The following is a 14,941-nucleotide window of genomic DNA, read 5'->3' as shown; positions in this document are numbered from 1 at the left end:
TCACCTCAGACCGTTAAATCATTTTCCGATTTTATATCTAAATCATTTTTTAAACATTTTTGAAGAACCGCAGTGAAAACTGCAATAATAACAGAAGTAAAGAAGTAAAAATAATTGTTAATCCCATAATTGCTATTCTCGGTTGGGAAGCATTTTGTGACACAAGAAAGATAATCCCTATAACATATAAGATACTGATCGTAACTGCACAGTATTTTATATATTTTAAATACTATACAGGCAATTCTGATAAACCGTCATTATTATCAATGTAATTTAAAAGTTTTAAAGTCTGATACAAAGCAATGAAGACTGTTATATATAGCCCGTTTAAAATGGGATATTACAAATAAGCAAACTCAGGATACATTTCTGCGGCATAAATTGCTAACCAAGGCAACAAAAATATACACAAAGCAAGTACCGTAATTCCAATAAGAAAAACAACTATCGTTAAAAAAGAGTGTTGTTCCTCTTTCCATAAAAAGCACCTCACTTATTATCGTTATTATTATCTTAATATGAAATTTATCGTATTACAATAAATTATTATTATTAATTAATGTATTGCTGTTGTTTCGCAATATACTTTCTGTTTTTGGCGAAATAAAAAAGTATCTCTTTTTAGACAGAGATACTTCATTAAATATAGTGGATGTTTTTAAAATTCCTCCATACAATCATTTGAATACCTAATACAGTCATAACAATAAGTTTTCTTTTTTCCAGTATGCCGTGACACTTTTACAAGGCATTGGGAAATTTATTTGCCACATTCTTGTTCGTTAGAATATTTTAATTCCTTACAACGCACCACTCAACATTCCACCAAATGCCCCGATTTAAGTACCTATAAAAAAAGCGATCCTACTATACATTTCGAAGACCCACTATTTTATTGTGGTGTTTTTTAAATTTAAAAATAAAAGCACAGCATAAGGGTTTTTCCCCTTACGCCATGCTTATATTATGCACGCTATTTTTTAACGATAATCGCCGCTTTCTACCGGCCACCAGTGGAAGCCATCTTTCTCTAATAACTCGTCAGCCGCTTTAGGACCCATTGTTCCTGCTTCGTAGTTTGGAAATTGCTCTGCTTGTTGGTTTTCCCAGACTTGTGATATTTTATCGACAAAGCTCCAAGATAAAGCGACTTCATCCCAATGAGCAAAGTTTGTTGCGTCTCCGCGCATACAGTCATACAGGAGGCGCTCATAAGCTTCAGGTGTGTTCATATGATCGACACTATTATTGGAGAAGTTGAGCTTTACTGGTGTAGCATTCATTGTGTCACCAGATTTTTGTGCGTTTAAGTAAAGACTAATTCCTTCTTCTGGTTGGATATGAATGACGAGTAAATTAGGGTTTAACGTCTTTTCATGCTGATAGTATAAATTCATTGGAATATCTTTGAATTGAACGACTATTTTTGTCGACTTCGTTGCCATCTTTTTTCCAGTACGGATGTAAATAGGAACGCCAGCCCAACGGAAATTGTCAATTATCAGTTTTCCGGCAACGAAAGTCTCGGTATTGGAGTCAGCTTTGACCATCGGTTCTTGACGATAACCGTTAATTGGCTCATTATTTTTTTTGCTTGGTCCATATTGGCCACGAACAAAATTCTCCTTTACAGCCTCTCCTTCAAGTGTTTTCAAAGCACGGAACACTTTTACTTTCTCAGAACGAATTTCCTCGTCTGTCAGTTTAATTGGCGGTTCCATAGCAAGTAAGGCAACCATTTGCAGCATATGGTTTTGCACCATATCTCTAAGGGCACCGCTTTTTTCATAATATCTCCCACGTTCTTCGACACCTAATACCTCACTTGATGTCACTTGGATATTAGATATGTAGCGATTATTCCATAGTGGTTCAAATATAGCGTTGGCAAAGCGAATAACCTCTATATTTTGGACCATTTCTTTTCCTAAATAATGATCAATTCGGTAAACTTCTTCCTCAGCAAACGCTTGGCGAAGACGATTGTTCAACTCTATTGCAGAAGGGAGATCATGACCAAATGGTTTTTCAATCACTAACCGTTTAAAACCATCAACATCTGTTAGCCCATCTGCCTTTAAATGATCGGCAATTGTTCCAAAAAATTCTGGGGCCATCGCTAAGTAGAAAATGCGATTACCTTCTAGTTGATAATGTGTATCTAACTCATTTGCTAATGTTTTTAGGGCTAAGTAAGAACTGGAATCTGTGACATCATGGGAATGATAATAAAAGTGTGTGATAAACTCCTGAAGGTCATCATGGTGTCCTTCAGCTTCTTCAATCGATTGTCGCACACTTTCTTGAAAAGCGTCGTTCGTTAGTTCTCGTCTAGCAACGCCAATGATACAATAGCGTTTAGATAGTTTTCCTCTTTTAAACAATCGGTAAAGTGACGGAAATAGTTTGCGCCTCGCTAAGTCACCTGTTGCACCGAATATCATAATCAAAGCAGTTGGATTTTCAGAATTATTCACAACGATATTCCTTTCTATGTAAAAAAGTTCTATTTTTTAGGTTCATCTCAACGATGAAATATATACCCACTCAAATATAAAATTTTATCGCTTAAAGTGAAAAACAGCAACCTTTTTTAAAAGGAAATAACTGTAGCTCTTTAGCTTTAAGTCGTTTTTCTGTATGATGATAATAATGAATAAGGAGAAAGGAAGAAAAGGCAGTGAAAGTTTTTTTCTTAGGAACGGGTGCGGGTGTCCCTGCGAAAGCGAGAAATGTTACGAGTATCGCTTTAAAGCTTTTAGATGAAAGAAGAGCAATATGGTTGTTCGATTGTGGTGAAGCCACACAACATCAAATTTTACATACAACAATTAAGCCAAGAAGAATAGAAAAGGTTTTTATTACTCATCTTCATGGCGATCATATATATGGTTTGCCAGGATTTTTAGCTAGTCGTTCGCATCAAGGCGGCAAAGAAAAGCTAACAGTATATGGTCCCAAGGGAATAAAAGCATATATCGAAGTGTCTCTTTCGGTTAGTCAAACTTACTTGCAATACCCTCTTGAGATTATTGAAATAGACGAGGGGATTGTTTGTAGTGATGATCAATTCATTGTGACAGCAAAGAAACTGGACCATGGTATCCCATCTTTTGGTTATCGTGTCGTAGAGAAAGATCTGCCGGGCACTTTAATGGCTGATCAATTGATTGAAGATGGTGTAAAGCCAGGTCCTATCTTTAAAAGAATTAAAGAGGGTGAGACAGTTATTCTTGAGGATGGTCGCACAATTAATCCTAAAGATTATCTTGGACCACCACAAACGGGGAGAATCGTGACAATTTTAGGTGACACGCGTTTTTGTTTGGCGGCAATTGAATTAGCACGCAATGCAAATTTACTTGTTCATGAGGCAACCTTTGCGAATGGTGAGGAACAGCTCGCACATGATTATTACCATTCAACGATTGCGCAAGCAGCTGCTGTAGCCCAGCAAGCAGGCGTAGAACAATTATGTCTCACACATATCAGTTCACGCTATGAACGTAGTGAGTGGGCACAACTAGAAGAGCAGGCAAGGGCAGATTTCTCTGCAACGGTAATGGCTGAAGATTTTAAAGAAATAGATATCCGTCGGCAGTAAATGGCGTTGCTTATCGTTTTTAAGCAAACGCGACAGTGGAACCTATTAAAACATAGTAGGAAGAAATGGCTGTTTCATTGTTATCTTAAAATTTTAAAAAATGGTTATTGACTTATAGCAAGGAATCGTACTATAATCACATTTATACTTTTAAAATTATATTTATAAAGCAATGAAGAGAAACTAGTAAACCTTATTTCCCTAGTAAAGAGAGTCAGCGGTTGGTGTGAGCTGAACTATAAATAAGATGAATTTCATTCTTGGAGCTTTTTCTTTACTGTCATGTTCGGCCGAAGACAGTAAGGACGGTCATCAATACCGTTATGAATTCGAGTGGAAAGTCGCAAGCTTTCAAAAAGGGTGGTACCGCGTGAGTCACACGTCCCTTTATGAGCTTTGCGGCTTTTTTGTTTTAAGTATCGTTAGAAGAGAATATAGATAAAAGACTTAAAGGAGGAAAAATCATGCAAAACGAACAATGGTCTTCTAAGCTCGGGTTTATTCTTGCTTCGGCAGGTTCAGCGATTGGCTTAGGAGCGATATGGAAACTTCCCTATACAGCAGGTGAAAGTGGTGGCGGCGCTTTTATTTTGTTATTTATTCTGTTCTCATTATTTATTGGTTTGCCGTTATTACTTGCTGAGTTTGTCATCGGGCGTAGCACGGGAAAAGAAGCAATTTCTGCGTATCGAACGATTGCCCCTCAATCAAAATGGCATTGGGTCGGCTACTTAGGTGTATTCACCTCATTCCTACTGCTTTCTTTTTATAGTGTTATCGGTGGTTGGGTAATTCAATATTTATATTATGGTGTCGCTAGTGATACAAGTGTAGGGATGTCTGGATATGAGAACTTGTTCAATGAGACGGTATCTAACCCTTATCTTTCTTTAGGTGCGCAGGCTCTGTTTTTAATTATAACCGTTGCCGTTGTTGCCAAGGGTGTACAGCAGGGAATTGAAAAAGTAAATAAAATCATGATGCCTGCACTATTTATATTGTTTGTGATCATTATTATTCGTTCGGTTACATTGGATGGTGCGTCAGCAGGAATTGAATTTTTCTTGAAACCGGATTTCTCTTTATTGAATTCTGAAAGCTTACTATATGCCATGGGTCAATCGTTCTTCTCTTTGAGTGTGGGGATTTCCGTGATGGTGACATATAGTTCGTACTTATCAAAGAAAGAAAGTTTGGTACAACCAGCACTTTCTGTTGTGGCAATGAATTTGTTTATTTCCATTCTAGCCGGCCTGGCGATTTTTCCTGCCGTCTTTTCATTAGGTTATGAGCCAACTGCCGGCCCTGGACTATTATTTATCGTACTACCAGCTGTATTTGATCAAATTATTTTCGGGAAAATATTTTTATTATTATTCTTGGCCTTGTTCTTATTTGCTACATTAACTTCTGCTTTTTCAATGTTGGAAATTGCCGTTGCTTCTGTCACGAAAGGTGCGACAAAAAATAGGACAAAAGTGGCTTGGTTATTCGGATTAGCGATATTTATTGTTGGTATTCCTTCTAATCTGTCTTATAGTGTTTTATCCGATATAACGATATTTGGGAAATCTATTTTTGATAGTGTCGACTTTTTAGTGAGCAATATTCTTCTACCTCTCGGTGCGCTGCTCATTGCTATATTCGTCTCCTATCGAATGAAAAAAGATTTATTAAAAAGCGAGATTGTGATGAATTCGACATCGCTTACGGGTCTATTTAACGTTTGGTTCTTTTTGATGAGATATGTGGTTCCGATTGTGATTGTGATCGTCTTTTTAGATTCTTCAGGTTTGTTTAATCTGTTTAAGTAAAATGATTAGAGACTAGGACATGTTTTTGGAATGATTTACTATCACTCATATGTTCTTAGTCTCTATACATAGATTTACATGAATGAGTTTACATTTAAACTTTCATATTATTAGCAAAAATCTCACCAAGTTTCCTAGACTGTTCCGTCGCTGCTTTAATGCATTCTACAAAGGCTTCTTGTACCGCGTGTGCTTCAAGTACCTTTAATCCTGCCTCTGTTGTTCCTCCAGGGCTAGTGACCTCTTTTCGTAATTGTGCAGATTCTTTTGGAGATCTTTCAAGCATTTCTGCAGCACCCATTAAAGTTTGTATAATAAACTTTTTCGCTACCTCTTTTTCGAGTCCCATTTCCACTGCGCTTTTTTCCATCGCTTCAACTAGATAATAAATATAGGCTGGACCACTTCCAGATAATCCTGTAACAGCATCTAAGTCTTCTTCTTTTACGATGGTCGCTAAACCAACTGTTTCAAACATCCCTTTAACCGCTTGTGATTGTAAATTGTTTACATTACTATTCATGGCTAATGCACTGGCAGATTTACCAATTGTTGCTGAAGTATTAGGCATGGCACGAACAATAGCTAGGTTCGTTCCTACCATTTCTTCAATAGAAGTAATAGTTACCCCTGCTAAGACGGAGACGATTAACATGTCTTTACGTAAATAAGCTTGAATACTTTGAATCGCTTCTCCGACATCTTTTGGCTTCATAGCTAAGCAGACGATATTTACATGTGAGAGGATGTCTTTTATGTCATAAGATATGTTGACACCATAAGAGTGTTGTAATTCATAGAGTTTCTCTTGATTGCATTTATTTGTTACCCATATATTATTTCCACTTACCAACTTTTGCGTAATGATGCCAGATATTAGAGCTTCAGCCATCGAACCTGCGCCAATAAATGCGATTTTCATTTTTTTCCTCCTTGATAATGTTGATAAGGTTCTACTTGCAAACTCCGTCAAGGTCAATAAAAAAAGCCCCTTCATCCTGTAAAGGACGAAAGGACATGCTTCCGTGGTACCACCTTCATTTGTCATGTTCGCTGAGTTGAACAGACAATCTCGAATCCGTTAACGCCGGCTACGGTTAGTTTTGCTAACACTCATAAGGTAGGTTCGATGGACTAGTGGACGGTGAAGCTTTTCAGCCTAATTGAGCTTCACTCTCTTTTCGCCTTATGTGCATCTACTATTCTTATTCATCGCGTTAAATCATTAATTTATTGTGATTATGAGGGATAACAAGGGAAATTGTCAATAACATTCTCATAAGTTTTTAGAGATAATTTGTTAAAAGTTATGTGAAAATAATGACATTGTTGTGAAATAAAGCTAAGATTAAATATATATATGTTTAAAGATTTGATTGTTCTACACATATTTTATTTAAATATAATGATTGTTGGAGGGTATGAAAATGGCACAATGGATTAATGATATTGGTCGACTCGTGATTCCTACTCCTTTTCCTGTAGGTGATGTTAACCTTTATGTCATCAAAGGAGAGAAGCTAACCCTTATAGATGCTGGACCTAAAACAGAGGAAGCTTGGGAAGCGTTGCAGTCAGAACTGAATGAATTAGGCTTAACACTGTCAGATATTGAGCAAGTGATTCTTACTCATCATCATCCAGATCATGTTGGTCTGCTTGATTATTTTCCGGCGGATATGCAAATTATTGGTCATCCTTTAAATGAGCGATGGCTCAATCGGACAGAGGAATTCCTACAGCAAAATAATGATTTTTATCAGCAGGTTCTCACCGAGTTTGGCTTGATTCAGTATTACGATAAAGTAATGACAAGACTGCATGGTGAGCTTGCCTATTTCTGTGATCGCTCATTAGCTCAAGAAATTTGTGAAGGAGACGAACCTCCAGGGTTAAAAGGATGGCGTGTCATTGAAACTCCGGGTCATGCACAAAGTCATATTGGTTTATTGCGAGAAAGTGATGGGGTTTATATTGGTGGCGACCATCTGTTGGCTCATATTTCTCCGAATCCGTTAATGGAGCCCCCTTTACCAGGGCAATCTGAGCGCCCTAAATCATTATTACAATATAATGAATCTCTTGATAAATTAAGCCGCTATTCGCTTGCGCTTGTATTGCCAGGTCATGGAGAAGTCTTCACAAATGTAAATGAAATCATTCCTCAACGAAAAAAAGCACAGCATGAACGTGCGATGAAGGTTAAGAAATGGCTCATGGAAGAATCAATGACGGTTTTTGATATATGCAAACGCCTATTTCCGAAAGCTTACAAAATGCAATTACCTCTTACGGTATCTGAAACAATCGGTCAGCTCGACTATTTGCTTGCAATTGGGGAAGTAAGTGAGTATAAGAAGAATGGCGTGTCTTTCTATAGTAGCCAAATGAGGTGATAAAATGGTAAAGGATTTACATGGGAAGAACATTATTATTACAGGTGCATCAGGTGGGATAGGCGAAAAGATGGCAAGGCTTTGTGCGGAAAGAGGAGCCAATCTTGCTTTAGTGGCTAGAAGGACAGAAAAATTAGCTGCAATGAAAGAAGAGCTTGAGCAACGCTTTTCTGTTGATATTCATATTTTTTCTTTAGATGTCTCTGATCTTGTAAAGGTAGAGGAAGTTTTTCCATTCATTCTCGAACGATTTAAAGTAATCGATGTACTTGTGAATAATGCGGGATACGGCATTTTCACTTATGCGCATGATGCAAATATGAAAGAAGTAAAAAGCATGTTCGATGTGAATGTGCTGGGTTTGATTGCTTGTACACAGCAAGTTTTGCCGTCAATGTTAGCGACCAAAGGCGGTCATATTATTAATATTGCTTCACAAGCTGGGAAAATTGCTACGCCGAAATCAAGTACCTATTCGGCAACGAAACATGCGGTGTTAGGCTATTCTAATAGCTTACGGATGGAAGTTGCTCCTCAAGGTGTGTATATTACAACAGTGAATCCAGGCCCGATTGAGACGAATTTTTTTGATATAGCCGATAAAGAAGGCACATATGTGAAAAATGTTCAGCGGTATATGTTAAAGCCGGAGTATGTTGCGCGAAAAGTTGTGGATGTGATGTTAACGCCAACGAGAGAGGTAAATCTCCCTAGGTGGATGAATTTAGGAAGTAAAGTTTTTGCCATTGCTCCCCGATTATTCGAATGGGCTGGACGCGGTGCGTTTAATAAAAAATAATGTTTCAAGTTGAATAATTTGCATTGGGCTATTTTTATCTATATGGTGAAATCGTGAAGATATTTATAGAAAAAAGGTGATAGATATGAAAGCAAAATATGAACCGTTATTTGAATCCTATACATTTCCTAACGGTGTGACAGTTAAAAACCGACTTGCACTAGCACCAATGACACATTATTCTTCTAATGAAGATGGCTCCATTTCGGAAGAAGAATTAGTCTTTATCCAGGCACGTGCAAAGGATTTAGGTACAGTTATTACTGCTTGCGCCAATGTGACGCCAAATGGTAAAGCTTTTCCTGGTCAACCAGGTATTTACGATGACCAGTTTATTCCGGGTTTAAAAAGACTAGCGGAGACGATTCAACAACAAGGGGCAAAAGCGGTGATACAAATTCATCACGGCGGCATCTCATGTCCTACTGAACTTGTTCCAGGTGGTGATGTCGTATCTGCTTCAGATATAGATCATGACAATCAAAAAGCTCGTGCCCTATCGGCAGGAGAAATTGAAGAAATCATCGAAGCCTTTGGAGAAGCTACAAGAAGAGCGATTGAAGCAGGTTTTGATGGAGTAGAAATTCATGGTGCAAACGGGTATTTAATACAGCAGTTTTATTCCCCGTATACGAATAAACGTGATGATGAATGGGGTGGATCTGTAGAAAATCGGATGAAGTTTCCATTGGCTGTTGCGGAAGCTTGCCAAAGGGCGATTGATAAGCATGCGAAGAGACCATTTATTTTTGGTTATCGCTTTTCACCTGAAGAGCCATCGACACCTGGTTTAACAATGACGGAAACTTTTCAACTAGTGGATGCCTTATCAAATCTTCCTTTCGATTATTTGCACATCTCTCTTATGCATGCACTATCTACTCCTCACCGCGGGGCGGATACAGAGCGCACAAGAATTGAACTGGTGAATGAAGTGATTAATGGTCGCGTTCCTTTAATGGCCGTTGGACAAGTGAATTCACCTGATGAAGCATTAGCCGTTAGAGAACGAAATATCCCACTTATTGCTTTAGGTAGAGAATTGTTAATTTCACCAAGATGGGCTGCATATATTCAAGAAGATCGTCTTGAGGAAATAGAATATGCCCTGAATTTAAAAGAAAGAGATAAATATGACATTCCGAACGGATTATGGGAAGCTATCCTCTCTAGAGAAGGTTGGGTCCCATTTAATCGCTAGGAATCATTAGAAAACATGAAACATGAGCAATTTCTTTGTTCATGTTTTTTTATGTCTTATTTTGGTTATAAAAGCGATTTGCTCGTGCATCGATAGTGAAATCGTCAAAGATGGCAGAGCAAAATCGATTTGCTCGTGCAAGAATAGTGAAATTGCCAAAGATAGCGGCAAAAGAGGTTTTTTCGACTATCCATTAAACATTTCCGTTAAATAATAGGCACGTCAAATAACAGAGGGGAAAACTGGGAACTTTTTTGATTATTGATTTAGGTAAAATATCATAATATGTCGAATATTTATGCATGGGATAATGAAAGGGAGCAGCCTTCTACTTTACAAGAGTTTGTTTTACTTTTAGTCCATCTCAGCTAATGATAGAGCTATTCTTATTCAATCCCAGGTTTTGTCTAGTTAGTCGAATATAAGAAATTCGTCGTAAAATTTCCATTGAAAGGGAACGTATATTCGGTTAATATTATGGGTATAAATAAACAGAACATAAGTTCTTATTTTATGGTGAGAAGAGGCAATCTGATGGTTGATTATAGTGTCATGCCAAAACAACAAATTTTATGTATAGATATGAAGAGCTTCTATGCCAGTTGTTCAGCTGTTATGCGCGGATTAGATCCAATGGAATGTTATCTTGTAGTAGCGGGAAATCATGATCGTAAAGGCAGTGTCATTCTTGCTGCTTCACCGAGAATGAAGAAAGAATTTGGCATAAAAACAGGGTCGCGGCTATTTGAAGTCCCCAATGACCCTCGCATTATTATTGAAGAACCAAAGATGGCTACGTATTTACGTGTCTCCATGGAAATTACTCGTGTATTTCATCGCTATGTACCGAAAGAAGCCGTTCATACTTATAGTGTGGATGAAAGTTTTATTTGTATTGACGGAACAGAACATATATGGGGCGACGCCTATACGATTGCCCAAAAGATAAAAGATGATATCGAAAGGGAATTTCAGCTACCTTCATCTGTCGGGATTGGTCCCAATATGTTAATGGCAAAGCTTTGTCTTGATTTAGAAGCAAAGAAGGCCGGCATTGCTGAGTGGACTTATGAGCAGGTAGAGGAAAAACTTTGGCCGATTTCCCCATTAAGTCAAATGTGGGGTATAGGCAACAGATTGGAAAAAAATTTGAACAGCATGGGGATTTTTACGGTTGGCCAGCTTGCCCATTTTAATCTAACTACACTAGAAAAAAAGTTTGGTATTATGGGCAATCAGCTTTATTATCACGCATGGGGAATAGATTTGTCAGAAATCGGTGCTCCGATTTTACAAGGTCAAATTAGCTTTGGGAAAAGTCAAATCTTGCTTCGAGATTATACCGATAAAGAAGAAATCAAGCATGTTGTTTTAGAAATGTGTGAGGAGGTTGCAAGAAGGGCACGCACACATCGTAAGGCAGGGAGAACCGTTCATTTTGGGCTTGGCTATAGCAAGGATGAGTTTGGTGGTGGATTTTATCGTTCTCGGACAATGGAGGAGCCAACAAATGTAACCATGACTATTTATCATATTTGTTTAGCTTTATTAGATGAACATTATAACGGTAAAACGGTTCGTAAGATTACTATTTCTCTTGGTCAAATAACTGATGATCACGAGTATCAGCTTAGTTTATTTGATCAAAATGGCTTTAACAAGCGCAAGCTCGGCTATACCGTCGATCGCATTCGTGCCCGCTTCGGATCTGCTTCCTTATTGCGAGCGGTTTCTTATACCGACGCAGGTACAGCGAGACATAGAGCCACACTTGTCGGTGGCCATAAAAAATAGTAATGAGAAAGAAGGAATAAATGATGCTTCGTGATCGTGGGAATAAGAAATGGGTATCAATGATGCTACCGGAACATGTCAAGCTTTTAAGAGAGTATGATGAAAGCCACCATAAACAAACTAAGCCTCAGTTAGATGAACAACAATATGAACAGTTCGATGAGATGATTAGCGAGGCCATGGCGTTTCATACTTTGTTAACATTTACCTTGTTCCGTCGAGGAGAACAAGTAGCCATTTCCGGGCGCATTCATTATGTAGATACATTCAAACAATCGCTTCGAGTAGTAAAGGAAGATGACAGTATTGAGATCATTTTCCTACCAGAAATCATTCATATAGAAGAAAGTTAAGTTAACTCTCCTCCATATCAATCGCCAACACTCTGATCGTCAAAATAAGTAAGAGCGATATGTTTAAAAAACCGCACCGAAAATTGATGGAGATCAGTCGCAGCCTGAGAGAAATAACGTCCTTTATGCCAGGCGAGTCCAATATGACGTCGACAACGGGGAGCAGTAATCGGGATTTGCACGGTTTTCGGTAAATTCTCTTGTAATAATGATAACTGTGGGGTAAAAGAAATCCCTAAACCGAGCTCAATCAATCGTAAAATAGCCCCTGCTTCTTCTAATTCAATCGGAGTATGGGGAATGAAGCCTGCTTCAGAGCAAAACTGGTTCGTTAAATCTCTAAAATCATAACCCATCGGACGATTACTAAATACCTCGTTACATACTTCATTTAAATGAACAGAAGATCGGTGGGCGAGCTTGTGATCAGGTGGAACAGATAAAAAGATTTCCTCATCAAGTAAGGTCATCCACTCAATTTCTCTTCCTTCGATGGGCCTCATAGAAATACAAAAATCAATCTCTCCATCCTCTAATTGCTTTTTCATAGCTGCGGCTGAGCCAGTGTACTGTTTAATATGAACATTTGGATGCTCTTTCATGAACTCTCCAATAAAGAAGGGTAAGATATGTGGCAAGGCAATGGAAACAGAAGTGATACGTTGTTGTGTCGTTACCATTTATTTCTGTAATCGCCCAAGTAGGTACAGACTGGAAGTTTCACAACCGCATATGTGGCTGTAGCAACCTTAACCTAGTCGGTTTAGTATTATTTTTAAATAAAAAGAACCAACAAGAAATCCTTTAGAAAGGGTAAGTGGTAACCACCTGAACGTTTTAAAAAAAGTTCAGGTGGTTTTTATTTGTGGAATAAACATTGACAATTAATCTACTTAGTAATATTATATAGTGGTACTTAGTGATACTAAATAGATTGAAATCAATAGAGCTAAATCTGAATACGTTTAGATACACTACTTAGTATTACTATATAGTTAAGAATGAAAGAGGGGTTTAGCGAGTGAAAGGGCTAACTGAATTATTGAAAGGTGTACTAGAAGGGATTGTGCTACAAAAAATAGGGCAGGGGGAGACCTATGGCTATGAGATTACCCAATATTTACAAAACATAGGATTTGAAGATATTGCAGAAGGCACTGTTTACACGGTATTGCTTAGACTTGAAAAAAAGGGGTTGCTACATGTTGAAAAAAGAAAATCGGAGCTCGGTCCATCAAGAAAATTTTATAGGTTAAATGACTTCGGAAAGTGTGAGCTCGATATGTTTTGGGAGAAATGGTTTTTTCTCGCTAGAAAGTTAAATGAATTAAAGGAGAATGATAGCAAATGAAAAACCTATTTGAAAAATTAATTGGTAGTAAAAAGCGATATAACGATTATAAAGCTGAAAAAGAGCAGTTGCCACAAAATTACAAGGACGCCCTTCATGCGTTAGAACAGTATATGTGGAATTTTGCCAAAGGAGAAAATTTTATGGAAGTGTTAGAAAATTTGCTTCAATTATTTAAAGAAAGTTCGATTGAACAACTTCCATTACAGGATATTATGGGGAATGATCCTGTTGAATTTGCAAATGCCATTATGGCGCAATATCCAGAGGAACTTTGGTTTATTAAAAGCCAAGAAAAGCTTCGATTGGATATAGAAAGATTAAATAAATAATATGACCAAGTAGATGAATGGCTTTGGGGGTAGGGGGTTGAGTGGTATATAATGAACTGCAGCTTTTAGTCAATCATTTATCTTGTTATAATCATGGTTAACATAGAAAGAAAGGGCGTTAAAGTTGAAGATAACAATTACACCAAGAGCAGCAATTAAACTAACAGAAAAGTTAAAGAATAAAGATGGCTATTTAAAATTGAAATACGATACTGAAGGATGTGGTTGTGTTGTAAGCGGTGTAAGTGCTTTGTGGCTTGTGAAAGAACTAGAGCCAGATGACCGCGAAGTACAAACAGATTTTATGTCTATTTATATTGAGCCGTCTAAGGAGGTCTTTTTATCAGAAGAGGTAACGATTGATTACCGTGAGCAGGCGAGATGCTTTCAATTAAAAAATAATCATGAATACTTGAATCCGCGTATGGCTTTTATGGATTATACGAAATGAGAAAGAGAAGAACAGCAATCTTCTCTTTTTTTGTTGACTAATTTAGTAAACAAATTTAAAATATGTTTATATATAAGGAGGGTAATATGGATATTCAATCATTAACTGTCACTGAACTAAAGCAAGGATATCAATATCTATCGCAAGAGGCAGTTTTCGTATGTAATTATTGCCAACAGTCTTTTGAAGCGGGGCGGGTGTATCAATTTGCTGAAGAAATGTTTTTAGGAAAACAAGCTGTAGAGTGGCATATAACAGAAGAGCATGGAGGGAATTTCCGGCAGCTGCTTTCAGATGAAAGTAAATATAATACGCTTACAGATAAACAAAAGCAGTTGTTAACCGCTTTTCAATCGGGTAAAAAAGATGCCCAAATTGCAGAAGAGATGAATGTATCTCACTCAACGATTCGCCATCAAAAGTTTTCATTTCGTGAAAAGGCAAAGCAAGCAAAACTATATTTAGCACAATATGAAAATGCATTTCTAGGTCATCTTCAGGAAGAAATCATCCCTATTCATAACGGTGCAACAATGGTCGATGAACGCTACTTTATGACAATAGAAGAACGAGAGCAAATCATAAAAGAAAATTTCGAGAGTCTCCATCCACTCAAGCTAAAACGATTACCGAAAAAAGAGAAAAAGAAAATTGCAATCTTAAGTCGCATCATCAAGGAATTTGTTACTGGGCGCACATACACCGAAGAAGAAATCAAAGAAATATTAGTAGGCATATACAATGATCATGTCACTGTAAGACGCTATTTAATCGATTATGGATATATGAACCGAACACCAGATGGCAAAGCCTATTGGGTAAATGATTAAGGAGGGGATACTA

At 37.6% G+C, this 14,941-nt stretch carries 14 protein-coding genes, 1 pseudogene and 1 other annotated feature; of the genes and pseudogenes, 11 read left to right on the top strand and 4 right to left on the bottom strand.

What is annotated here, in order from left to right; translation table 11 throughout:
- Positions 1-5: 5 nt before the first annotated feature.
- Positions 6-496 (bottom strand): annotated as a pseudogene (locus tag MHH73_RS14695) (DUF2975 domain-containing protein).
- Positions 497-983: 487 nt separating this feature from the next.
- Entirely contained in the window at positions 984-2,447 is a 1,464-nt protein-coding gene (zwf, locus tag MHH73_RS14690; RefSeq protein ID WP_341069789.1) for a glucose-6-phosphate dehydrogenase, read from the bottom strand.
- A gap of 236 nt (positions 2,448-2,683) precedes the next feature.
- Here zwf and rnz point away from each other — a divergent pair, with 236 nt between their 5' ends.
- Together rnz and MHH73_RS14680 are read left to right on the top strand one after the other, a co-directional pair.
- Positions 2,684-3,607: a ribonuclease Z gene (gene rnz, locus MHH73_RS14685; protein WP_341067777.1), complete on the top strand. Its 924-nt coding sequence runs from the start codon at positions 2,684-2,686 to the stop codon at positions 3,605-3,607.
- A gap of 163 nt (positions 3,608-3,770) precedes the next feature.
- Positions 3,771-3,997, top strand: a binding site (T-box leader).
- Positions 3,998-4,068: 71 nt separating this feature from the next.
- Positions 4,069-5,421 carry a sodium-dependent transporter gene (locus MHH73_RS14680; protein WP_191811358.1) on the top strand — a complete coding sequence of 451 codons (1,353 nt, stop codon included), beginning with the start codon at positions 4,069-4,071 and terminating at the stop codon, positions 5,419-5,421.
- A 94-nt stretch (positions 5,422-5,515) separates the two neighbouring features.
- Here MHH73_RS14680 and proC read toward each other — a convergent pair whose 3' ends face one another.
- Complete coding sequence (gene proC, locus MHH73_RS14675) at positions 5,516-6,343, bottom strand: pyrroline-5-carboxylate reductase (RefSeq protein WP_341067775.1); 828 nt, start codon at positions 6,341-6,343, stop codon at positions 5,516-5,518.
- 505 nt (positions 6,344-6,848) lie between these two features.
- On the opposite strand from proC, the gene MHH73_RS14670 reads away from it, so the two are divergent.
- From MHH73_RS14670 to MHH73_RS14650, 5 genes are all read left to right on the top strand, one after another.
- On the top strand, positions 6,849-7,817 hold the full coding sequence (locus MHH73_RS14670) for an MBL fold metallo-hydrolase (RefSeq protein ID WP_341067772.1): 969 nt from the start codon (positions 6,849-6,851) through the stop codon (positions 7,815-7,817).
- 4 nt (positions 7,818-7,821) lie between these two features.
- Positions 7,822-8,616, top strand: coding sequence for an SDR family NAD(P)-dependent oxidoreductase (locus tag MHH73_RS14665; protein WP_341067769.1), 795 nt, complete (start codon positions 7,822-7,824; stop codon positions 8,614-8,616).
- Positions 8,617-8,701: 85 nt separating this feature from the next.
- On the top strand, positions 8,702-9,817 hold the full coding sequence (locus tag MHH73_RS14660) for an NADH-dependent flavin oxidoreductase (protein ID WP_341067766.1): 1,116 nt from the start codon (positions 8,702-8,704) through the stop codon (positions 9,815-9,817).
- Positions 9,818-10,351: 534 nt separating this feature from the next.
- A complete protein-coding gene (locus tag MHH73_RS14655) occupies positions 10,352-11,611 on the top strand; it encodes a Y-family DNA polymerase (RefSeq protein WP_341067764.1) in 1,260 nt (419 codons plus the stop codon).
- 23 nt (positions 11,612-11,634) lie between these two features.
- A complete protein-coding gene (locus MHH73_RS14650) occupies positions 11,635-11,964 on the top strand; it encodes a YolD-like family protein (protein WP_191810693.1) in 330 nt (109 codons plus the stop codon).
- A 17-nt stretch (positions 11,965-11,981) separates the two neighbouring features.
- Here MHH73_RS14650 and MHH73_RS14645 read toward each other — a convergent pair whose 3' ends face one another.
- The gene (locus MHH73_RS14645; protein ID WP_341067762.1) at positions 11,982-12,644 is read right to left on the bottom strand and encodes a LysR family transcriptional regulator substrate-binding protein; all 663 of its coding nucleotides are present in this window, start codon (positions 12,642-12,644) and stop codon (positions 11,982-11,984) included.
- 341 nt (positions 12,645-12,985) lie between these two features.
- On the opposite strand from MHH73_RS14645, the gene MHH73_RS14640 reads away from it, so the two are divergent.
- The 4 genes from MHH73_RS14640 (at position 12,986) to MHH73_RS14625 (ending at position 14,928) form a co-directional block, all read left to right on the top strand.
- Complete coding sequence (locus MHH73_RS14640) at positions 12,986-13,315, top strand: PadR family transcriptional regulator (protein ID WP_341067759.1); 330 nt, start codon at positions 12,986-12,988, stop codon at positions 13,313-13,315.
- On the top strand, positions 13,312-13,647 hold the full coding sequence (locus MHH73_RS14635) for a DUF1048 domain-containing protein (protein ID WP_341067757.1): 336 nt from the start codon (positions 13,312-13,314) through the stop codon (positions 13,645-13,647). Before MHH73_RS14640 ends, MHH73_RS14635 begins: the two co-directional genes overlap by 4 nt.
- Positions 13,648-13,771: 124 nt before the next feature.
- The gene (locus MHH73_RS14630; protein WP_191810706.1) at positions 13,772-14,098 is read left to right on the top strand and encodes an iron-sulfur cluster biosynthesis family protein; all 327 of its coding nucleotides are present in this window, start codon (positions 13,772-13,774) and stop codon (positions 14,096-14,098) included.
- 86 nt (positions 14,099-14,184) lie between these two features.
- Positions 14,185-14,928, top strand: a complete 744-nt coding sequence (locus tag MHH73_RS14625) for a DUF2087 domain-containing protein (RefSeq protein ID WP_191810708.1) — start codon at positions 14,185-14,187, stop codon at positions 14,926-14,928.
- Positions 14,929-14,941: the final 13 nt, after the last annotated feature.

Origin of the sequence: Cytobacillus sp. FSL K6-0265, assembly GCF_038003465.1 — a bacterium.
GTDB lineage: Bacteria > Bacillota > Bacilli > Bacillales > Cytobacillaceae > Cytobacillus > Cytobacillus stercorigallinarum.
Note: the sequence above shows the minus strand (reverse complement) of the source record. Positions and strands in the feature narration are given on the sequence as shown.